The sequence below is a fragment of the Clostridium sp. HGF2 genome (assembly GCF_964240115.1).
Classification (GTDB): domain Bacteria; phylum Bacillota_I; class Bacilli_A; order Erysipelotrichales; family Erysipelotrichaceae; genus Clostridium_AQ; species Clostridium_AQ innocuum.
Map to the genome: position 1 here is coordinate 311,658 of NZ_CAXSSO010000003.1, position 22,235 is coordinate 333,892.

A 22,235-nucleotide genomic window follows, 5' to 3' on the forward strand; every position below is an offset into this window, starting at 1 on the left:
CGAGAATGTTCGGCAATCGTTTCATGTAATCAACTCCTCGTCTTTATTTGTATTATACCACACAGATGCAGACACAGCATACAAACCTAAAAAGATTGAGAAAGGGTAGAAAATGCGGAATGCAGATAGTACAATACTGTTATGAAACAATGCTTTCAGAATATAGAATATGGTTATTAGCAGGGAGATGAATTTATGCATATGATTGATGGAACAACCTGTCTGATGGAAGTCGAACAGCTGATTCGGGAATACACGCAGATGCTGGGAAGGGATCTAAGCTTTCAAAAGCTGGAGGAAGAACTGCGTGATTTATTACGCAAATACAGTGGAACAGAAGGAAGACTGCTGGCTGCTGTTGCGGATGACGGTTGTGTTTCGGGCTGTGTAGCGTATCATCGCCTGAGTAAGGAATGCTGTGAAATGAAACGGCTGTATGTGAAACCGTCCTATCAGGGCCAGGGAATCGGACAGAAGCTGGTGGAAACGATTCTTTTGCTTGCGAAGGATGATGGCTATTCGTGCATGGTACTGGATACGATCGAACCCTTACAAAGTGCCATCCGGCTGTATAAGCGCTTCGGCTTTCAGGAAACGGAGCCGTACTATGACAATCCGATGGAGGATGTGATTTATATGAAGAAGCTTTTGAAATAAAGGAAGACTGTAACACACATCACATGGATGCGAATACGGAGGTTTACCAAATAAAAAAATACGTCGTATGACATGTGGCGTTATAAGCTGCACGATAGTCATAGCCTCTTCTTGAAGAGCAGACGTATTTTTTATGGTTCTTTTTTGTTTTAGGTTGTTTACAAAAGGGAGAATTCAAATTCTATGGATTAAAACAATCATTTCACATTCTCGATGTTTTGAATTACCCGCAATCAGGTAATAAACTATTTTATTGCAGAAATCTATTTCTTTTTCTCTGTAGTATACTTTTCGTAAATGTATTTCAGACCCTTGAAGGTCAGATTACGATCATAGATATCAATTTCATCCGTATTCTTATATATAATTTTCCCAAGGCCGCCGGTAGCGATGACCTTCATGTCAACGCCCAGTGCCTTTTTGAATTCCTTGATAATGTATTCACTTTGTCCGATATAGCCGTAAACCAGTCCGGCCTGCATGCTTGTTGTTGTTGTCTTCGCCAGAATGCTTGCGGGTTTTTTGATTTCAATTTCCGGAAGCTTGGCCGCCTGTGTCCACATTGCCTGTGCCCCGGTTTCAATTCCCAGGGTGATGACACCGTATTCGAAATTTCCATTCGCATCCACATAATCGAAGGTGGTGGCTGTGCCATAATCGACAACCAGACACGGACCTCCATATTCATAATAGGCTCCGGCTGCATCCACGATACGGTCGGCACCGACGGCCTTTGGATTTTCAGCCTTTACAGAGATACCGGTTTTGATTCCGGGACCTACCAGAATCGGCTCCTTATGCATATATTTGCGGATTCCATTCAGGAAGGAATGCATGATTTTCGGTACGACACTGGATACGATGACATCTTTTATATCCGCAGGCTGTACCTTGGAGGCATTTAGAAAGTTCATGACCATAAACCCGTATTCATCGCTTGTGCGTTTCATTTTGGTTGTCAGGCGATAATTGCCGATCAGCTTATCCCCGTGATAGATTCCGATTGTAATATTTGTGTTTCCTATATCAATGACTACTAACATCAGGCTTCTCCTCTTTCCTTGCTGAGAGCAGCCAGACGTGTAAGTATCTCAACGCCTACCTCATATTTGCTCATCAGATCCAGTGTTTCTGTATGATTTTTCTGAAGCAGAGTAACCACATTGGTATCCCCCTGAAAACCGGCTCCCTGTTCATGCAGGTTATTGGCTACGATCATATCGCAGTTTTTCCTATTCAGCTTTTCAGCGGCATGCTCCAGCAAATGCTCGGTTTCCATTGCAAAGCCGCAAATAATCTGATTTGATACTCTGTGCTCACCCAGCCATGCCAGAATGTCCGGGTTTTTCACAAAGGTGATTTCCAGAAATTCTCCCTGTTTTTTTATTTTGTTTTCTTCTGTTTTCTGTGCGCGGTAATCACCGACAGCGGCAGCCTTGATAATGATATCGCAGTCTGCATATTCCTTCTGTACGGCTTCAAACATATCCTGTGCACTGACAACCTGCACGACGCGAACTCCATGCGGGACGTTCAGCTGGACAGGACCGCTGATCAATGTTACATCCGCTCCCATGTCACGGGCTGCTCTGGCAATCTCATAGCCCATCTTCCCGGAGGAATGGTTGGAAATAAAGCGTACCGGATCCAGGGCCTCACGGGTTGGTCCCGCTGTGACCAGTACACGCTTTCCCCTGAGAAGTCCGGTGGTTTCCAAAATACGGCAAATGCATTCCTCGATATGTGTGATGTCCGCAAGCTTTCCTTTTCCGGTATCTCCGCAGGCAAGATATCCAACCTCCGGTTCCACCAGCTCATAGCCGAGTGCTTTTGCGGCTTCCAGATTTTTTTGTGTGACTGGATTTTCATACATGCCGGTATTCATTGCAGGGCAGATCACCTTAGGGCAGTCAGCTGCCAGAAAGGTCGTTGTGAGCATGTCGTCCGCAAGGCCGTGAACAATTTTGGCAATAACATTTGCGGTTGCCGGTACAAGGACAAAGATATCCGCACGATGTGCAATGGAAATATGTTTAACACTGCGATCCGCCACCTTTTCAAAGGTGGAAACCATCACATTGTGCTTTGTTAGTGATTCAAAGGTCAAGGGGGTGATGAATTCCGTGGCATTCTGTGTCATAATGACTTCCACATCATACCCTTTCTTGATCAGATTGCTGGTCAGCTGTGCCGCCTTGAAGGCCGCAATACCTCCGCTGACTCCCAATACAACTGTTTTTTTCATAGTATCCCTCACAGGTTCTTTATAAGTCGTTTACTATTATAACGCAACATTCTCCGCATCACAACTGTTTCAAAGCGAAAAAAGATAAAAAATTCACAAATGAAACATTCCTTTATATTTACACTTCCTTTTATAATTTCGATGCAATTTTTTTTGATTGCTATTATAATATAGGTAACGAAAGCGTGAGGAGGGAGCTTATGGAAATCGTAAATACAGAGGATATGCGGAAAATGGATGCGGAGGCGATTCATGAATACGGCATTCCCGGTATCATATTGATGGAGCATGCAGCGATGGCGGTTATGGACTATATCCGCGAGCATGTCGCAAAGGACAGCCGGATCATGATCCTGTGCGGTCCGGGAAATAATGGCGGGGATGGCTTTGCCCTTGCACGTCTCATGGTGGAGGAGGGCTATTCACATGTCCGTATCCACTGCAGTGTTCCTTATGACCGTATGAGTCATGATGAGGCTGTGTATGCCAGAATTGCGGAAAGCTATGGTATAGAAATCATGAGGACGCAGGACATGGAGATGATCAAGCCGGCACTGGATGAGGCACAGGTAGTTGTCGATGCGTTGTTTGGAACGGGACTGTCACGCGATATTGAAGGCTTCTATGATGTTTTGATTCTGTATCTGAATCTGTTGAATAAGCATGTCATCAGTATCGATATTGCCAGTGGAGTTAACGGGGATACCGGCAGCATTATGAACTGTGCCGTACAAAGTGATGTAACCATCACCTTTGAATGTCTGAAAAGGGGACAGCTGCTGTATCCGGGCAGCAGCTATTGCAAGGATATCATCGTTAAAAATATAACGCTTCCCAAAGCTGTGAAAGCCAATATCGAACACAGCATTCATTTGCTGGATGAGGATACTGTGCGGGCATTTCTTCCAAAGCGGGATGCACATTCCCACAAGGGAAGCTTTGGCAGGGTGATGATGGTTGGAGGCAGCTCCTATATGCACGGGGCAATAACGCTTGCGGCGAAGGCTGCGCTGCAGAGTGGGACAGGGACGCTGACGCTGTTTCTGCCGGATTGCATCTCTGAGATTATTTCCATGAAGCTGGAGGAGAGCATGCTGCTGCCGGCTCCGTCAATGAATGGAAGCTTTTCTATGATTTCCGTTGATTTGTTGAAGCGCAATCTGAATGCATATGATATGATCACCATTGGAAACGGTATGGGACGGGGTGAGGTGACACAGGCGATGGTTCGTGCTGTGCTGGAAAGTGATCGTCCCTGTCTGCTGGATGGGGATGCCCTGTATGAGGCAGGGAAGCTGATGGAGCTGCTGCATCGTCCTGCAGTTACGATCCTGACGCCGCACCCGAAGGAAATGAGCTATCTGTGCGGCTGCAGTGTGAAGGAAGTGCTGAAGGACCCTCTGCAGTGTGCCATGGAATTTGTGAAGCGGTATGAGAATACCGTGCTCGTATTAAAGGATCAGCATACGATCATCTGCAGGAAAGACGATATGTATATGAATACGGCCGGCAATCATGCACTTGCCAAGGGGGGCAGCGGGGATGTGCTGTGCGGTATTCTTACAGGACTGTATGCACAGGGAAAAGAGGCGCTGCAGGCAGCGGCAGCCGCTGTATATGTCCATGCCTGCGCGGCAGATGAGCTCATACAGAGAATGGATGCCTACAGCATACAGCCAAATGATCTGATTGCGGTGCTTTCCGATACCTACCGGAAGCTGAAAAGGTGATACACTGCGTTTCTTTGAAAGACGATTTACATTACAGCGAATGATTCTGTTTCCTATCCAACAGAAAGCATATATCAGCCGCAGGGATAATGTTGATGTGTCAAAGGATACCACGAATAAGGATGGGATTATGTATAACCTAATCTATTTGGAAGGTCAGAAAGAGCTACCCGATCATTGCATCAATGCGGGTGTCTCTTTTTTATATTCGCTTTGATCCGGCTCCTGTTTATGAAAGAATGAATTTCTTGTGAAAATATACACAAAGTGGTTGTTTTTCGATAGGTTTAGGCGTAGAATGTAACTATAGAAAGGGTTTTGTAAGCCCTATAAGGAGGAAAACAGACATGCAGAGATTTACATTGCCAAGAGATATGTATCATGGAAAAGGTGCTTTGGAGGCTTTGAAGACACTGGAAGGTAAGAAGGCAATCGTTTGTGTCGGCGGAGGTTCCATGCGCCGCGGAGGTTTTCTGGATCGTGCCGTTGCGTATTTGAAGGAAGCCGGTATGGAGGTTCGCTTATTTGAAGGCATCGAATCCGATCCGTCAGTGGAAACCGTTATGCGCGGGGCGGATGAAATGCTTGCATTTGAACCGGACTGGATCGTTGCGATGGGTGGAGGATCACCGATCGATGCGGCAAAAGCGATGTGGATCAAATACGAGTATCCGGAAATTACATTTGAGGATATGTGCAAGGTGTTCGGTATACCGAAGCTTCGCAGAAAAGCACAGTTCTGTGCAATTTCATCTACATCCGGTACGGCAACAGAGGTTACCGCATTCTCCATCATCACAGATTATCAAAAGGGTATTAAATATCCGATTGCGGATTTTGAGATTACACCGGATGTAGCAATCGTCGATCCGGATCTGGTAACGACGATGCCGATCAAGCTGGTCGCACATACGGGTATGGATGCCATGACACATGCCGTGGAGGCCTATGTTTCCACAGCCAACAGCAACTTTACCGATCCGCTGGCAATTCATGCGATTGAAATGATCAAGGAGCATCTGGTAAAATCCTATAACGGGGATATGGATTCCCGTGCGGCGATGCATGATGCACAGTGTCTGGCTGGACAGGCTTTCTCCAACGCACTCCTGGGAATCGTTCATTCCATGGCACATAAAACAGGGGCAGTGTTCGCAGATCAGGGAGCCCATATCATTCACGGTGCGGCAAATGCGATGTATCTGCCAAAGGTTATTAAATTCAATGCGAAGGACGAAGCAGCTAGAAAGCGCTATGGTGTGATTGCGGACTATATGCATCTGGGCGGTTCCAGTGATGAGGAAAAGGTGGAGCTGTTGATTGCCTACCTACGTGAAATGAGTGATGCGCTGCATATCCCGCATTGTATCGCACATTATGGAAAAGATGGATTACCTGCTGATGAAGGCTTTGTAAGTGAAGACGTATTCCTGGCACGTGTCGAGGATATTGCGGCAAATGCCATTCTGGATGCCTGCACGGGTAGCAACCCGCGGCAGCCAAGCCAGGAGGAAATGGTCAAGCTTCTGAAGTGCTGCTATTATGATACAGAAGTGGATTTCTAGTATAGAAATCGAAAAGAGATAGTGAAATGCTTTCTTTATAGCATATAAAAAGAACGGATAGCCGGTGTGAACCGATTATCCGTTTTTGTCCTGGATCAGCTGTCAGTCTCCATATCGTATGATTGCACATCGGCAAAGCTGTGTGGTTTTTTCGATTTCACCAGTTTTCTCATCCTGTAAACCGATGGGTATAAAAGCAATTCGTGCTGGATACAGCGTTGTCATTCTTAATCTTTCAGGCAGATGATGTAGTTGCGGTATTTTTGATACAGCGTATCCGATAGCACTGCATCCAGATGAATACCATCTTCCTCATCCCTGCGGCTGATGACATGTGCATGCTTCATCAGCAGGGAATAGATACCGGTCTGCTGGTAGGGAATATGCAGCTCCACATGCTTTTCATCCGGATACAGGTGACTGTGGATCAGATCCAGTAATTCCTGCAGCCCGGCTTTTTCTTTGGCACTCATATATAGATCATGCGCATGTACCTGCGGATATTGATATCCGCTTTGATCGCACTTATTATAGACGGTAATCATCGGGATGTCGGCAGCCTTGATCTGCTGCAGCGTTTCCTGCGTGATTTCCATCTGTCTTGCATATTCCTCACTGGATACATCTACAACCTGAACCAGAAGGGAAGCATACTGCACCTCCTCCAGTGTAGAATGGAAGGCCTCCACCAGATCATGAGGGAGATTGGAAACAAAGCCGACGGTGTCGGACAACAGAAAGGATTTTCCATCCGGCAGATCGATATGGCGGATACTGGTGTCCAGAGTGGCAAACAGCATATCCTTTTCCAGCACCTTTTTATCCTCCTCATAGGGACTGCTGTGCTCCAGCAGCATATTCATGATGGTACTTTTTCCGGCATTTGTATAGCCGACCAGCGATACGAGCGGCAGCATGGATTTCTGTCTTGCCCGCCGCTGATTGAAGCGCTGTGCCTCTATTTTCTTCAGCTCTCTTTGCAGCTCCTGAATCCGTGCATTGATTCTTCTTCGATCCAGCTCCAGCTGCTTTTCTCCGGCACCCTTGTTTTTTCCGCTGCCGCTTTGTCTTCCCAGCTGTGTATTGGCACCAATCAGACGGGGAAGCAGCTTCTTCAGCTGTGCGCACTCAATTTGCAGTCTTGCGGTACGTGTGACTGCCCGGCTTTCAAAAATGGCGAGAATGAGCTCTGTACGGTCCATGACCGGCGTCTGTAGGATTTCCTCCAGATTGCGGATTTGCAAGGGACTCAGATCGTGGTTAAACACAACGCGTTGTATTTCCTGCTCCTGCAGGTATGCACGAATTTCCTCACATTTACCGGTACCGATATAGGTTCTCAGCGTAATGCTTTTCAGATTCTGTCTAAAGGTTTCCTTTATTTCCATATCGGCTGCCTGTACCAGCTCAATAAATTCCTCGTTTTTCTCTGCTTGTTCTGTGGTATCCGCCAGAACGATGATAACCTGCTGCATGACATCACTCCTCTAGTATCTTATTGTAGCATGTTTTCCTGCAGTTTATGAAAAGAATTCGGATTTGCGAATCAATCCTGTAAAAGTATGCGGATTTCGTTTATACGCAGGCGTTGTCAGGGAAGGGGAAAATGCTATGATGTGCATGCCTGCACGCTGACTGCAGGAAGGTGTATACGGTAAAAAACGGATGCCTGCAGGCATCCGCTCTTTTACAATCTGCTTATATAAGCGATTGTATTCCGGATTAAGAAAGCCTAAAGCGGCTGTGCCGCAGGTTTTCCTGTGGCTTCTATCTCCCGAAGCCAGTAATTCAGTATTTCCTGCAGCTTGCGTCCGCGCCGTACAATCTCATAATAATCCAGATTATGGCGAATGACAGGCTTTGGTGTTAACAGCATGTCCTCGTTTGTCCCATCCTGAAACTGCAGACGAAGATAGATGTTCAGGGGCTCATAGCCGTTTCCGCTGAACAGCGTGCCGTTTAGTATGGTATTGAGATTATTGTGACTGAGTGGTCTGAGCAGCAGCTCTGTTCTGATCAGTGTAGATAGGGGATACGTATGAGCGTTGGATGTGATATGCAGAATTCCGTTTTCCATTGTGAAGAAATCAGATCGTTTCATGAAATGCTCCTCCTTCCTGCCTTTTCTACATCATATGTTGTATAAAAAGTATATGAATTATAAGAAAAGTGTGCAGAATGAAGAAATCCGGGCAGTAATACCCGGATGTATCGCTATACAGGGAACATGCTTCAGGTAGGGAATATCATGGAAGGCTCAAAATTATTTCACAGGCTTGACGTGAATTCTTCCCCGATATTCTGTTTCTGCGAAATAGAGATTTTCCGCAATTCTTGCCTCGGGATTCAGCTTGACATCCTTCAGCATCAGCTCCTTGAACGTTTCATAGCCCGCCATGTCAATCAGATGACCGCCATGCAGATAGCGCGGCTGTCCCTTCAGCACCTCAGCGGAGAAATCCTGCCAGTTGCGCAGGATTGCCAGAACGGCATCCTCACTCAGGAAATCTGCAAAGGTCTTTCCCATTCGCGGGTACTGCTTTCCGGTACGGCCGCCAATCAGAATTCGATAAAACGGCTTCGGGCTTCGCTGCATGGCATTGGTCGGACATACCAGCGTACATTCTCCGCAGCCGACACAGCAGCAGGTATCCTTTTCAATTTTGCCGTTTTTCAGACTGAGCACTCTTGTCGCATGGGATTCGCAGGCCTTTACGCAGGAGCCGCAGCCGATACACAGATCGCTGTGATATGTCGGCTTTGTCAGACCGATGATTCCAAAATCATTGAAGTGTCCCTTGGCGCAGTCATTCGGACAGCCGGCAACCGCAGCCTTGATATGATAATGACTCGGGAATACCTCCTGTTCGATCTTTTTTGCCATATCCTGTGTATTGATATTCGCCTTGATACAGTGAATACCGCCGATACAGGCCATGACATTGCGGGCACCGATGGTCGGAAAGCCGGCATCGGTTTCCATTTTCACACCGCACTGGGCGATTTCAACATCCTCCAGATAGTCCTTCAGCTCTTTATTGACGGCATCGATATTCTCATATTTGATGCCGGGGATGGCAAAACACTGGCGGGAACCAAAATGAAAGGTGCCGTCTCCGTATGCTTCTGCCAGATGCTCGACGAAGCTCAGATACTTTGCCTGTATCAGACCGCCGGGAACACGCATCTGCAGCATGTATTCACCCTTGACCTTGGACTGACGGAAGCAGTTGGTACGAAGGGCGTTGATATTCATATCCTGTGACATATCGTTTACCTCCTAATCCACAAGCCCTTTGGCTTTGGTATACGGAAAGACAGGGCCTTCCAGACAAACATACGTTTCATTGATTTTACAGTGTCCGCATTTTCCAAGGGCGCAGGACATCTTCCGCTCAAAGGAAACATAGATATGGTCCTCTGTCACGCCGTATTTCATACATTCCTGTGCGGTGAACTTCATCATGACGGGAGGGCCGACAATGATAACGGCATATTCCTCCCCAAAATCCTGAAACGGGATATCCTTAACATAATTCATCGCAAAGCCTTCCTGAAAGCCTTCGCGTTCTCCGTGATCGAGTGTCAGCGTTGTATGGAAATGCTTCGCCTGCCGCCATTGGCGCAGGTCGTTTTCAAACAGAACGTGCTGTGCATCCCGAAAGCCTGCGATGACATAAACATCTCTGCAGTCCTGCGGATTGTTCAGATAATGATGCAGGGTACTGCGCACCGGGGACACGCCGGTACCTCCGGCGATGACAGCAATGTGTTTTCCCTTGAATTCCTCCAGCGGAAAGCCGTTGCCATAGGGACCGCGGATATAGATATCATCCCCTGCGTGAAGATCAAACAGGACATTGGTCAGTGTGCCGACTCTGCGAATCGTAAATTCCACGGTGGAGTCGGTAAAGCTGGATACGGAAATCGGAGCTTCTCCGATCTTCGGCAGAGAAAGCTGGAAAAACTGTCCATGCCGAATCTGCGGATCCCTGAATTCGACAACAAAGGTGGATTCCAGATCGGTTTCCTCTATGATATTCAGGATGCGGTGCTTCTGCGGCAGCCATGGGTTGTTCATATCATTTCTCCTCCTTCATGTGTTCTACCTCGTCATGAAGACGCTGGATGATGTGCGTAAAGGATATATAGGACGGACAGATATCATCGCAGCGGCCGCAGCCTACACACATCTGATAGTCCGTGGCAAAGCGTTTTTTGAAATCATATACCTTGTGCATGGTTTTAAAGCGCATACGGTCCTTATACTCATCCCGGAAGGCATGACCGCCGTTTACCGTCGTGAAATCATCGTTCATACAGCCGGTCCATGTCCGGCGGCGTTCTCCGCTCTTTCCGTTTTCCGTATAGGGCGTATCCACCGTGTTGAAGCAGGAACAGGTGATGCAGACAGAATTGCAGGCACCGCAGCCGATACAGCGACTCTGATAGTCCTTCCACATTTCCAGTGTACGGATGGAGTCTACCATATCCTCACGGATATCCGGCACCTGTATGGTCGTTTTGTTTTCCCTGACAAATTTCGGCTGAAATTCTGCGTGTTCAAATGCTGAAAACAGATGCGCAAGCTGTTCGCTGCGACATTCCACCAGTACGCGTCCCTCTTCCTTCAGCGGACGCATGGCAAGGTCATATTCGTCTGTGACATTTGTTCCCATGGAACAGCAGGCACAGGATTCCCAGCCGTTTTCCGGACATTCCATCAGGATGAAATGCACCTTGTCCCGCATTCGTTTATAATAGGGATCCGGTTGCGGCCCGTTTTCCAGAAATATCTTATCCAGCCGCTTAATGCCGTGAATATCACAGCTTCGTGCAAATATCAGCAGGTCCTTTTCATCTGCCTGACTTTCCAGAAAATAATGCTCTGTGAAATGAAAGAGCGTCTGGTTGATCGGGTAGAAAACCTCCTTCGGGGAATAGTCACTGCGCTGTTCCCATTCGATTTCCTCCATACTGCGGATTTCCTGATAGCGGATGAGATCGGTATTGCAGTAGCGCCCCGCATTCTTCAGTCGCTTGGGAGCATAAATCCGATAGCTTTGCCGAAGTGTGTCAAAAACCTGATTCACTTCCTCGAGTGTTAGTTGAAATGACATATGTCGTCCTCCTCACGTGCTTCCTCTATGTTTACAACCACCATATGCATGGACAGAGCATGTCATGCATACCGGTACTAAAGATATTGTAATCCCTTTCCCTGGCGAAGTGAATATGTTCACAAATGTATAAGCAATCCTAATATCTCTATAAATACAGGTAATGTCTGACGGATGGTGCTGCTTTCTCCGTGTATGTGCAGGAGAAGTGCATGAAAATGCAGCGCAGGGCAGATACCGTCTTCCTGATTATGGGAAAATATGTGAAAATACACATTTGAAGTTCAAACTATTTACTTTTGACAATCAAAGTACTATAATTCAATTTGAATTTCAAAGCATATTGTGTATTTGGGATTCATATCGTCAAAATTATCGAATTATATCGTCCTAGTAATCAATACTAGGGTTATTATTTACTTTTAAATCTAGTATCTAAAACTAAAATAGTTGACATTCTTTACCAGTAGTGTTATTCTGGTAGCAGTCAAAGTGAATTTGCACAGGAGGAACAAGTATGTTTGAAAAAGTAAAAGAAGTACTGATGGAGGCCATCAACGTCGACGAAGATATGATTAAAATGGAAGCAAACCTGAAGGATGATCTGGGAATTGATTCCCTGGCAGCCGTGGAGCTTTCTCTGGAGCTGGAAACAGAATTTGATGTACGCATTGAGGATGAAGAGCTGGCAAAGCTGGTTACCGTAGCAGATATCGTAAGCCTGCTGGAAAGCAAAGCGTAAACAAGAGAAAAGCCAAGATACCTTGGCTTTTTTAAAATCCGTAGGAGGTAAGTACATGAATACAGATAAGATCCAAGACATCATCCGCGTTTTCGAGGAAAGCGGACTTCACAAAATGGAGCTGGAAGTGGATGACATGAAAATAAAAATGGAGAAGGGGGCAGCTGCGGACAGCAGGGCTGTGCATATGGAACCGGTGATAACGGAGCCGCTTCCCCCTGTGGCAGCAGTACCACAGACTGCACCGCTTCCTGCAGTGGAAGTGAAGAAGGCAGCGGGGACCTGGGTGAAGGCGCCGCTTGTCGGCACCTATTACAATGCCCGCTCCCAGGGAGGAACGCCGTTTGTGGAAATCGGCCAGCAGGTGAAAAAGGGGGATGTCCTGTGTATTATCGAAGCCATGAAGGTCATGAATGAAATTCCTTCCCCGGTGGACGGTATCGTACAGGAGATTCTGATAACCAATGAAGCGATGGTGGAATTTGATCAGGAGCTGATCCGCATCGGTGAGGCCGCATGATCCGCCGACTTCTCATTGCGAACCGTGGAGAAATCGCGGTTAGAATCATCCGTACCTGCAAGGAAATGAATATTGAAACAGTTGCGGTGTATTCCACTGCCGATAAAGAGGCGCTGCATGTTCAGCTTGCGGATTATGCCGTATGCATCGGCGGTCCAAGAGCCAATGACAGCTATCTGAATATGAAGAATATCCTAAGCGCAGCCTGTATGACAGCCTGTGATGCGATTCATCCGGGCTTTGGCTTTCTGAGTGAGAATGCGAAGTTCGCCCGACTGGTGCTGCAGTGTGGTCTGATCTTCGTCGGTCCCAATCCGGATGTGATTGAGCAGATGGGAGATAAGAACAACGCCCGCCGCTGTATGATGGAGGCCGGGGTACCGGTCATTCCCGGCAGTAAGGATCTGTTGGAAACCGTACAGGATGCCGCAGCCATGGCAGAGAAAATCGGATATCCGGTGCTGATCAAGGCAAGCAGCGGAGGAGGCGGACGCGGAATGCGCCGTGCGGATTGTGCCGAAGAGCTTGCGGATGCCTTTGATACGGCGAAAGCGGAGGCCCGTGCAAATTTTGGGGATGACGCCGTCTATATGGAAAAATTCATCGTTGAGCCGAAGCACGTCGAGGTGCAGCTGATGGCGGATAAGCACGGGAATGTCGTGCATCTGTATGAGCGTGACTGCTCCTGTCAGCGACGCAACCAGAAGCTGCTGGAGGAGGCGCCCTGCCATATATTAAAGGAAGATGTACGTGAAAAGCTGCTTCGTGATGCCGTGCGTGCCGCAGAAAGTGTCGGCTATGACAGTGTGGGAACGATCGAGTTTCTGCTGGATGCCCGTGGAGAATACTATTTCATGGAAATGAATACACGGATCCAGGTGGAGCATACCATTTCCGAGGAAATATGCGGCATCGACCTGATCAAGCAGCAGATTCGCATTGCGGATGGTCATAAGCTTGCCTATAGGCAGGAGGATATCGTCTGCCGTGGTCATGCCATCGAATGCCGTATCAATGCGGAGAATATCAAATATAATTTTGCGCCCAGTCCGGGACAGGTGAGCTTTATCAACTTTCCGCTGGGACGCCGTGTGCGCATTGAAAGTGCGGTATACAACGATTATAAAATACCGCCATACTATGATTCCATGATTGCCAAAATCATCACCTATGCGGATACCCGTCTGGAATGCATCAAGCGGATGCGCTCCGCACTGGAGGAGCTGTTGATCGAGGGTGTGGAAACCAATATCGAATTTCAGTATCTGTTACTGCATCATCCGACATTTGTCGGCGGCCGCTACGATACCGGCTTTATGGAATCATTTATAAAGGAGCTGAAAGAGGATGGAACAATTATTTAAGGTACGAAAGAACCGTCTGGACCTGTTTAAAAAACGCCGTACTCTGCCGGTAAGAGAACCGCTGGAGGCTCCGGATAATCTGTATAAAAGCTGTCCACAGTGCAAGGAGAGTATCCTGTTTGAGGATCTTATGCACAATCTGTATGTATGTCCCCATTGCGGACATCACATGAAGCTGACCGCACGGGAACGCCTACGCCAGATCGTGGATGAAAACAGCTTTACCGAGCTGGATCGAAGGCTCTTTCTGAAAAAGGAGCAGCTTGCTTTTCCGGGCTATGAGGAGAAGCTTTCCCGCCTGCAGAAGAAAACAGGTCTGCAGGAAGCGGTTGTCTGCGGTGCAGCGAGCATTGGCGGCTTTCCGTGTGCGATCGCCGTGATGGACAGCAATTTCTTTATGGGCAGTATGGGACAGATCGTCGGAGAGAAGATTACCCGCTGCATCGAATATGCGACGAAGAAGAAGCTGCCGCTGCTGATTTTTACGACAAGCGGCGGAGCGCGTATGCAGGAGGGAATCCTCTCTCTTGTCCAGATGGCAAAAACAAGTGCGGCACTTGCGAAGCACAGTGATGCAGGGCTGCTGTATATATCCTATCTGACACACCCGACAACCGGCGGGGTAAGCGCAAGCTTCGCCATGCTGGGGGATATCATTCTAAGTGAACCGGACTGCCTGATCGGCTTTGCGGGAAAACGTGTTATCGCCTCCACGGTCAAGGAGGAGCTGCCGGCCAACTTTCAGAAGGCAGAGTTTCTGCTGGAAAAAGGCTTTGTGGATGCGATTGTGGAGCGAAAGGACAGCAGGGATACCTTGCGGCGTATCCTGAAGCTGCACGAAAGGAGAGCATCATGAGCATAAAGGAAGCAGAAAGCAGCATTGCAGTTCTGGAAGCCGAGCTGGCAAAGCTGGATGCCATGGATCCTCACGCCGATGAGCTGCGTTTACAGATCGATCATTTACGAGAGGAAGCAATGCTGCAGCTGGATGCCTGGGATACCGTTTATCTGGCACGCCATCCCAAGCGTCCAAAGGCTGCAGACTATATCCGGGCACTGTTTCCGGATTTCATGGAGCTGCATGGTGATCGCTGCTATGGAGATGATGCGGCCTGTCAGGGCGGCATTGCGACCTTTCATGGAAGAAGTGTAACCGTTCTTGCCCAGAGCAAGGGAAAGACGCTGGAGGAAAACATGCAGCGCAACTTCGGAATGCTGCATCCGGAGGGCTATCGCAAGGCAATCCGACTGGCAAAGCAGGCGGAGAAGTTTCACCGTCCCATCATTACGCTGGTCGATACTGCGGGTGCGTATCCGGGAAAGGGTGCCGAGGAGCGCGGACAGGCGGAAGCCATTGCGCAGTGTCTGGCAGTGTTCTCAGAAATCCGTACCCCGGTGCTTGCCATCGTATTAAGTGAAGGCGGCAGCGGTGGTGCACTTGCCTTTTCGGTTGCGGATCACATCATGATGCTGGAGCATGCCATCTATTCCATTCTCTCCCCGGAGGGCTTTGCGAGCATTCTGTGGAAGGATGAATCCAGAGCGGCAGAGGCAGCCGGTGTGATGGAGCTTACGGCAGCGGATTTAAAGCGCAAGGGTATCATTGATACGATTATCGCGGAACCAAAGGGCGGCGCGCATATCTGCTTTGACTATGTAGTCGAGCATCTGCGGGAGCAGCTGGAAAATGTTCTGGATGATTTGTGCAAGAAAAAGGAAAAGGTACTGCTGGCAAAGCGGTATGAAAAATATCGAGTGATGGGGGCAAATTATGAAGAGCTGTAGCATCAAGGGACTGGGCTATGCGCTGGCAAAACGCCGCGTTACCAATGAGGAGCTGAGCACCTTTGTCGATACGAATGACGAATGGATTTCCAGCAGAACGGGAATCCGTGCCAGATATATTTCGGAAGAAGAGAATACGAGTGATCTTGGTGCACGTGCGGCCCGTATGGCAATCGACAAATCCGGCATTGATCCAAAAGAGATTGACCTGATCATCACAGCAACCTTCACACCGGATCAGACAACCCCTTCCACGGCGTGTCTGATTCAGGAAAAGCTGGGTCTGAACAATCAGCATATGATGGCGTTTGATCTGAATGCGGCATGCAGCGGCTTTCTGTACGCATTGCAGAGTGCCCATGCCATGCTTGCGGCAGGACAGGTGACGTGTGCCCTTATCATCGGTGCCGAGGTCATTTCCAAGCAGCTGGACTGGAACGATCGCTCCACCTGTATCATTTTTGCGGATGGAGCCGGAGCTGCCATCGTGAAGCAGGAGGATACGAATAAGCGTATGCTGCATTTTGCAGGGAGTATGGGAGATGCCGCCGGTGTGATTCACAGTGATGCACCCAAACCAAGACCCTTGTTCTCAGAACAGCCCTATCAGCCCTCCGTGGTCTGCATGGAAGGAAATGCGACCTTTCGCTTTGCGGTGAAAGCCATGCAGGAGGCCATTGAGGATGTACTGAAACAGGCAGGGGAACGCATTGAGGATATCGACTGGATCGTACCGCATCAGGCAAATGTGAGAATCATCAACAACGTATGCAAACGCATGCACATCGACAAAGAGCATGTGTATATCAATATTGAGGAATATGGAAACACCTCGGCCGCAAGTATTCCGCTCGCTCTGGGAGAAATGAGTGAGAAGGGCTTGCTGCAGCCGGGTATGAAAATCGTTCTGAGCGGATTTGGTGCAGGCTTTACCTGGGCCGGCTGCTATATCGAACTGTAAGGAGAGTTGTATGTTAATAAATGAATTGTTAGGAATCAAATATCCGATTTTCCAGGGAGCGATGGCAAATATCGCAACGCCGGAATTTGCTGCAGCCGTATCCAACTGCGGCGCACTTGGCATTATCGCAACTGGTGCCATGGATGAGCACCAGACACGGGAGGCAATCCGTACCTGTAAGCAGTTAACAAATAAGCCGTTCGGCGTCAATGTCATGCTGATGAATCCGCATACGCAGGCCATCATGCAGGTGATCTGCGAGGAGCAGGTTGCGGTGGTTACCACAGGTGCCGGCAATCCGGGACCGTATATTCCGGCTTTAAAGGAAAGCGGCTGTAAGGTGATTCCGGTTGTGGCAAGTGTGGCACTGGCACGCCGCCTGGAAAAGTCCGGAGTGGATGCCGTCATTGCCGAGGGTGGAGAATCCGGCGGTCATGTGGGAGAAACAACGACCATGTCACTGGTACCGCAGGTCGTGGATGCTGTGTCCATTCCGGTTCTGGCAGCCGGAGGAATCGCAAGCGGCAGGCAGCTGAATGCAGCACTGTGTCTGGGCGCTGTAGGTGTGCAGGTCGGTACCTGTCTGCTGCTGGCAGAGGAATGTCCAATCCATGAAAATTATAAAAAGGCTGTTATGAAGGCGAAGGATATGGATTCTGTTGTCACCGGCAGAAGTACGGGAACACCGGTCCGTATTCTGAAAAATCAGATGGCGCTGCAATATCTGAAGCTGGAACAAAGCGGAGCTGATAAGGAAGAAATGGAAAAGCTGACACTGGGCGGTCTGCGAAGAGCCGTTCTGGAAGGTGATATGCGTCATGGCTCTGTTATGATGGGGCAGGTTGCCGGTATGTGTAAGGATATCCGTCCGTTACAGGATATCCTCGACTCTTTGATTCACGAAAGTGAAGAAGAGGTGGTAACGCTGCAGCAGGCGGTAAAGGAACTGTGCTATGAGTAAACGCATTCCCATTGGTTCAAAGTATCTGGAAAAGCCGATTATTCAGGGTGGTATGGGAGTTGGTGTTTCGCTGGGAAATCTTGCCGGTGCTGTCATGAAGGAAGGCGGCATGGGTGTGATTTCTGCGGCACATCCGGGATATCGCAAAGAAAATTTCTGGAAGGACCCCCTTGCCTGCAACATGGAAGCAGTATATGAGGAAGCAGCCAAAGCCAGAGCAATCAGCGGGGGCAGAGGTCTTTTGGGTGTCAATGTGATGGTCGCATCCCATCATTATGAGGACTATGTGAAGGCTGCCATTGGGGCAGGCGTGGATGTTATCATTTCCGGTGCAGGTATGCCGATGAATTTGCCGTCTGTGGAAGGCAGCGATCAGGTGGCTCTGGCACCGATTGTATCCAGTGGTCGTGCCGCGCGTCTGATTCTGAAAAGCTGGGATCGTCATTATCATCGCTGTCCGGATTTCATCGTTGTGGAGGGAAGTCTGGCGGGCGGACATCTGGGCTTTAAGAAGGAAGAGCTGTTGTCCGGCAAAGTGAAGGAGCTTTCCGAGCTGGTCTGTGAGGTACTGCAGGAAATACAGGCATATGAGGAACTATACCAGACAAGCATTCCGGTATTTGCGGCGGGTGGTGTGTATACCCGTGAGGATATTGCGGCATTGTTGAATATCGGTGCAAGCGGTGTCCAGATGGCAACCCGTTTTATCGCAACAACGGAATGCGATGCGGATCTGGCATTCAAGCAGAAAATCGTAAACGCCAGGAAAGAGGATATTACGCTGGTGGCGAGTCCAGCAGGACTTCCGGGCCGTGCTGTGATGACAGCGTTCATGCGCAATGCGTCAAAGGGCAGAATTGCCCCAAAGCACTGCATTGGCTGCATGAAGCCGTGTGTTCCTGCCTCCACACCGTATTGTATCAGTGATGCACTCGTGCATTCGGTAGAGGGCGATGTGGAAAACGGTCTGGTATTCGCAGGAGCCAATGCATGGCGTGTTACGGACATCGTGAGTGTGCATGATCTCATGGCGGAGCTGTGTGCGTAATGTATCAGCTTACGTAAATGCAGGAGCTTAAAAACGTAAAGTATCAGTTAAATAGAGAACGGTTTATCAGTAAGTAGGAACTGCGCAGGATGCGCGGGGAAATGGAGTCAGGCATGAAAACAGCATTTCTGTTTTCCGGTCAGGGAGCACAGTATCCCGGCATGGGAAAGGATTTATATGAAAACTACGACAGTGCAAAGGCGGTCTTCGACAGCATAGCAACGGATTTTGATGTGAAAACGCTTTGCTTTGAAGGACCAAAGGAGCAGCTGGACGATACACAATATACACAGGTGGCAATTTTTGCCCACGCAATGGCGGCAGCGGCTGTATTACAAGAAAACGGCATACATGCAGATGTGACTGCCGGACTGAGTCTAGGAGAATACAGTGCTCTGTGCTATGCGGACTGCTTTTCAGTACAGGCAGGCGCAGAAATTTTGCGGGAACGTGGAAAGCTGATGGCCAATGCACTTCCATCAGGAACGAGTGCGATGGCTGCGGTATTGATGCTGGATAAAGAAGCGATTTTGAACGCCTGTGAAGCGGTACAGGATATCGGTGTATGTGAAATCGCCAATTACAACTGTCCGGGACAGATCGTCATCACAGGTGAAAAAGCAGCGGTTGAGGCATGTGGAAAAAAATGTCTGGAGGCAGGCGCACGAAGAGTGATCCCCTTACAGGTATCCGGTGCCTTTCATTCCTCCTTATTGCAGGATGCCGGAAAACAGCTGCATCAGGTGCTTTCTGGATATGAGCTGAAGACACCGCGCATCCCGGTATTGCATAATCTTACCGCGCGTGTTGCGGACCGTCCACTCATCGATTTGTTAAGCGAACAGATTTCACACAGCGTACTGCTGGAGGATACCATAAGGAATATGCTGGCAGACGGTGTCGATACCTTTATCGAGGTAGGTCCCGGCAAGGCGGTCAGCGGCTTTGTAAAGAAATGTGCAAAGGGCATGGATGTGAACATACTGCATGTGGAAGATGCGGCAAGTCTTGCGGAAACGCTGGATTATATGAAAGGATAAGGCTATGGAAAGAAAAACTGCATTTATCAGCGGGGCATCCCGTGGAATCGGGGAAGCCATTGCGATTACCCTGTCAAAGGAATACAACGTGATCATTAATTATGCACACAGTGAAGAGGGAGCCCGTGCGGTTCTGGCACAGTGTGATCCTGAAGGTCATCACAAAATGATACAGTGCGATATCTCCGATGGAGAGCAGGTAAAGGCCATGCTGGAGGAAATCGTAAAGGAATACGGACATCTGGATATCGTGGTAAACAATGCCGGTATTACAAAGGATAATCTGCTGCTGCGTATGAGCGATGCGGATTTTGATGATGTTATCCGCGTCAATCTGAAGGGAACCTACAACTGTATCCGTCATGTCGCAAGGATCATGATGAAACAGAAATCCGGAGCAATTGTCAATATGGCAAGTGTTGTCGGATTATGCGGAAACATGGGGCAGGCCAATTATGCAGCGAGTAAGGGCGGCGTGATTGCATTGACGAAAAGCTGTGCGAAGGAGCTTGCGTCAAGAGGTATCCGTGTGAATGCCGTTGCGCCGGGCTTTATCGCTACTGCGATGACGGACAAGCTGGCAGACAGTGTTAAGGAAAGTGCGCTTGCCTCCATACCGATGAAAAAATTCGGAGCAGTTCAGGATGTTGCCAACGTGGTGAAGTTTCTGTGCAGTGAGGACAGTACCTATATCACAGGGCAGGTTATTGCCGTAGACGGCGGGATGGTGATGTAAATGAAGAGAAGAGTTGTCATAACAGGGATGGGCGTTGTATCCCCGATTGGAAATGATGTGGAGCAGGTCTGGGACAGTGTTCAGCACTCCCGCTGCGGTATTGATAGGATTACGCATTTTGATGCGGGTGACTTCCGTGCCAAGCTGGCCGGTGAGGTCAGAAATCTGGATATGGAGCAGTATTTCACAAAGCGTGATCTGAAATTCAATGACCGCTTTACACAATTTACACGAATAGCCGCAAAGCAAGCATATGAAAACAGCGGTCTGCAGGATGCGGAATTCAACCGCGATCGCTTTGGTGTGATCATCGGTTCGGGAATCGGTGGTATTTCCACAATTGAGGGCGCGTCCCAGACGATTGAAAGCCGTGGACCAAGCCGTATCTCTCCGTATTTCATTCCCATGTCCCTGATCAATCTGGCAGCGGGAAGTGCTGCCATTGATATGGATGCACACGGCAATGTTTCCAGTGTGGTGACTGCCTGTGCGGCGGCAACCAATGCCATTGGAGAAGCCTTCCACCGCATTCGTGACGGCTATGAGGATGTGATGGCTGCCGGGGGAAGTGAAGCGGCAGTAACACCGGTGGCGATGGCAGGATTTGCGAGTATGCGGGCACTGCATGAGGGAGAGGATCCCAATCGTGCTTCTATTCCCTTCGATGCGGATCGCAAGGGCTTCGTTATGGGAGAGGGAGCCGGTGTGTTGATTCTGGAGGAGCTGGAGCATGCGCTTGCCAGAAATGCGGAAATCTATGGGGAGGTCATCGGGTATGGCAGTACCTGTGATGCCAATCATATTACGGCACCGCTTGCGGATGGAGCACAGGCGGCCCGTGCCATGACCATGGCAATCGAGGATGGAGCTATTACAGCTGCGGATGTTGATTATATCAATGCGCATGGAACCAGCACGCCGCTCAATGATGCCAGTGAAACTTTGGCTGTGAAAAAGGCGTTTGGTGCTGTAGCGATGAAGCCGTATGTATCCAGCACGAAATCCATGTCCGGACACCTGCTTGGTGCCAGCGGGGCACTGGAAGCGATCATTTCGACACTGGCAGTGAAGAACGGCTTTGTGCCGGCAACGATCAACTATCGTCATGCGGATCCTGCCTGTGATCTGAACCTTGTGGTCAATGAGGGGAAGCAGGCGGATATCCGTATCGCCATGTCCAATTCTCTGGGCTTCGGCGGACATAATGCGAGCATCCTTATTCGCAGATGGGAGAAGTAAGCATGATCTATAACAGTGATGATATTCAGAAAATCATACCGCACCGCTATCCGTTTCTGCTGGTGGACCGCATTGAGAGCATCGAGGGAAACAAGGTTGTGGGAATCAAATGCATCAGTGCCAATGAGATGCAGTTTCTCGGACATTTTCCGCAGAAGGCAATCATGCCGGGTGTCCTGCAGCTGGAGGCGCTGGCACAGACCGTGGCAGTCATGCTGCTGAGCAAGGAAGAAAACAAAGGGAAAATCGGATTGTTTGCCGGTATCAACAAGGCGCGCTTCAAGCGTCAGGTGATTCCCGGGGATGTGTTGAAGCTGGAGGCAGAGGTTACCAGAGAACGTATGGGTATCGCCTTCGTGAATGCCGTTGCTAGCGTGGATGGTGAGGTTGCACTGACTGCGGAAATGATGTTTGCGGTGGAAGATCCGAAGAAATAAAAAACCGTGTACGCAGCACGCATTTCCAGCTCAACAACTGCTGCGCACAACGGGTGGAAATATATCGCTTTTCGCCCGTATATAA

At 48.9% G+C, this 22,235-nt stretch carries 22 protein-coding genes; 15 read left to right on the top strand and 7 right to left on the bottom strand.

Annotation, left to right across the window (positions count from 1 at the left end):
• The first annotated feature begins 195 nt into the window (after window positions 1-195).
• On the top strand, window positions 196-657 hold the full coding sequence (locus tag ACESPQ_RS07970; protein WP_109770876.1) for a GNAT family N-acetyltransferase: 462 nt from the start codon (window positions 196-198) through the stop codon (window positions 655-657).
• A 263-nt stretch (window positions 658-920) separates the two neighbouring features.
• Here ACESPQ_RS07970 and ACESPQ_RS07975 read toward each other — a convergent pair whose 3' ends face one another.
• Window positions 921-1,700, bottom strand: coding sequence for a type III pantothenate kinase (locus ACESPQ_RS07975; protein WP_002609663.1), 780 nt, complete (start codon window positions 1,698-1,700; stop codon window positions 921-923).
• Window positions 1,700-2,902 carry a bifunctional phosphopantothenoylcysteine decarboxylase/phosphopantothenate--cysteine ligase CoaBC gene (gene coaBC / locus ACESPQ_RS07980; RefSeq protein ID WP_002609665.1) on the bottom strand — a complete coding sequence of 401 codons (1,203 nt, stop codon included), beginning with the start codon at window positions 2,900-2,902 and terminating at the stop codon, window positions 1,700-1,702. Before coaBC ends, ACESPQ_RS07975 begins: the two co-directional genes overlap by 1 nt.
• A 200-nt stretch (window positions 2,903-3,102) precedes the next feature.
• Here coaBC and ACESPQ_RS07985 point away from each other — a divergent pair, with 200 nt between their 5' ends.
• Entirely contained in the window at window positions 3,103-4,632 is a 1,530-nt protein-coding gene (locus tag ACESPQ_RS07985) for an NAD(P)H-hydrate dehydratase (RefSeq protein ID WP_257334539.1), read from the top strand.
• 347 nt (window positions 4,633-4,979) lie between these two features.
• On the top strand, window positions 4,980-6,197 hold the full coding sequence (locus tag ACESPQ_RS07990; protein ID WP_257334540.1) for an iron-containing alcohol dehydrogenase: 1,218 nt from the start codon (window positions 4,980-4,982) through the stop codon (window positions 6,195-6,197).
• Window positions 6,198-6,424: 227 nt separating this feature from the next.
• On the opposite strand, the gene hflX is transcribed toward ACESPQ_RS07990, so the two are convergent.
• The 5 genes from hflX to asrA all read right to left on the bottom strand — a co-directional run bounded on the left by hflX (window position 6,425) and on the right by asrA (window position 11,317).
• Entirely contained in the window at window positions 6,425-7,672 is a 1,248-nt protein-coding gene (hflX, locus tag ACESPQ_RS07995; protein WP_257334561.1) for a GTPase HflX, read from the bottom strand.
• Window positions 7,673-7,929: 257 nt separating this feature from the next.
• Window positions 7,930-8,298: a hypothetical protein gene (locus tag ACESPQ_RS08000; RefSeq protein ID WP_002609671.1), complete on the bottom strand. Its 369-nt coding sequence runs from the start codon at window positions 8,296-8,298 to the stop codon at window positions 7,930-7,932.
• A gap of 162 nt (window positions 8,299-8,460) precedes the next feature.
• Entirely contained in the window at window positions 8,461-9,465 is a 1,005-nt protein-coding gene (asrC, locus tag ACESPQ_RS08005) for a sulfite reductase subunit C (RefSeq protein ID WP_002609673.1), read from the bottom strand.
• Window positions 9,466-9,477: 12 nt separating this feature from the next.
• On the bottom strand, window positions 9,478-10,278 hold the full coding sequence (asrB, locus tag ACESPQ_RS08010) for an anaerobic sulfite reductase subunit AsrB (RefSeq protein ID WP_009588553.1): 801 nt from the start codon (window positions 10,276-10,278) through the stop codon (window positions 9,478-9,480).
• Window position 10,279: 1 nt separating this feature from the next.
• Window positions 10,280-11,317 (bottom strand): anaerobic sulfite reductase subunit AsrA, encoded by a 1,038-nt coding sequence (gene asrA, locus ACESPQ_RS08015; protein WP_002609677.1) that lies wholly within the window; start codon window positions 11,315-11,317, stop codon window positions 10,280-10,282.
• A 517-nt stretch (window positions 11,318-11,834) separates the two neighbouring features.
• On the opposite strand from asrA, the gene ACESPQ_RS08020 reads away from it, so the two are divergent.
• The 12 genes from ACESPQ_RS08020 to fabZ all read left to right on the top strand — a co-directional run bounded on the left by ACESPQ_RS08020 (window position 11,835) and on the right by fabZ (window position 22,150).
• Window positions 11,835-12,059, top strand: a complete 225-nt coding sequence (locus tag ACESPQ_RS08020; RefSeq protein WP_002609679.1) for an acyl carrier protein — start codon at window positions 11,835-11,837, stop codon at window positions 12,057-12,059.
• 55 nt (window positions 12,060-12,114) lie between these two features.
• Window positions 12,115-12,579, top strand: coding sequence for an acetyl-CoA carboxylase biotin carboxyl carrier protein (gene accB, locus ACESPQ_RS08025; RefSeq protein WP_257328292.1), 465 nt, complete (start codon window positions 12,115-12,117; stop codon window positions 12,577-12,579).
• Window positions 12,576-13,943, top strand: a complete 1,368-nt coding sequence (accC, locus tag ACESPQ_RS08030) for an acetyl-CoA carboxylase biotin carboxylase subunit (RefSeq protein WP_373144236.1) — start codon at window positions 12,576-12,578, stop codon at window positions 13,941-13,943. The genes accB and accC overlap by 4 nt, the downstream gene beginning before the upstream one ends.
• Before the next feature lie 16 nt (window positions 13,944-13,959).
• Window positions 13,960-14,799 carry an acetyl-CoA carboxylase, carboxyltransferase subunit beta gene (accD, locus tag ACESPQ_RS08035; protein ID WP_373144245.1) on the top strand — a complete coding sequence of 280 codons (840 nt, stop codon included), beginning with the start codon at window positions 13,960-13,962 and terminating at the stop codon, window positions 14,797-14,799.
• Window positions 14,796-15,728, top strand: coding sequence for an acetyl-CoA carboxylase carboxyltransferase subunit alpha (locus ACESPQ_RS08040; RefSeq protein ID WP_008817874.1), 933 nt, complete (start codon window positions 14,796-14,798; stop codon window positions 15,726-15,728). The genes accD and ACESPQ_RS08040 overlap by 4 nt, the downstream gene beginning before the upstream one ends.
• Window positions 15,715-16,689 (top strand): beta-ketoacyl-ACP synthase III, encoded by a 975-nt coding sequence (locus tag ACESPQ_RS08045; RefSeq protein ID WP_002609688.1) that lies wholly within the window; start codon window positions 15,715-15,717, stop codon window positions 16,687-16,689. Before ACESPQ_RS08040 ends, ACESPQ_RS08045 begins: the two co-directional genes overlap by 14 nt.
• A gap of 10 nt (window positions 16,690-16,699) precedes the next feature.
• Window positions 16,700-17,650, top strand: coding sequence for a nitronate monooxygenase (locus ACESPQ_RS08050; protein WP_002609690.1), 951 nt, complete (start codon window positions 16,700-16,702; stop codon window positions 17,648-17,650).
• Window positions 17,643-18,698 (top strand): NAD(P)H-dependent flavin oxidoreductase, encoded by a 1,056-nt coding sequence (locus ACESPQ_RS08055; RefSeq protein ID WP_257379351.1) that lies wholly within the window; start codon window positions 17,643-17,645, stop codon window positions 18,696-18,698. Before ACESPQ_RS08050 ends, ACESPQ_RS08055 begins: the two co-directional genes overlap by 8 nt.
• A gap of 113 nt (window positions 18,699-18,811) precedes the next feature.
• Complete coding sequence (gene fabD, locus ACESPQ_RS08060; RefSeq protein ID WP_257379352.1) at window positions 18,812-19,738, top strand: ACP S-malonyltransferase; 927 nt, start codon at window positions 18,812-18,814, stop codon at window positions 19,736-19,738.
• Window positions 19,739-19,742: 4 nt separating this feature from the next.
• Window positions 19,743-20,474, top strand: coding sequence for a 3-oxoacyl-[acyl-carrier-protein] reductase (gene fabG, locus ACESPQ_RS08065; protein WP_257379353.1), 732 nt, complete (start codon window positions 19,743-19,745; stop codon window positions 20,472-20,474).
• A complete protein-coding gene (gene fabF / locus ACESPQ_RS08070) occupies window positions 20,475-21,713 on the top strand; it encodes a beta-ketoacyl-ACP synthase II (protein ID WP_257379354.1) in 1,239 nt (412 codons plus the stop codon).
• 2 nt (window positions 21,714-21,715) lie between these two features.
• A complete protein-coding gene (fabZ, locus tag ACESPQ_RS08075; protein WP_002609699.1) occupies window positions 21,716-22,150 on the top strand; it encodes a 3-hydroxyacyl-ACP dehydratase FabZ in 435 nt (144 codons plus the stop codon).
• Window positions 22,151-22,235 lie beyond the last annotated feature (85 nt).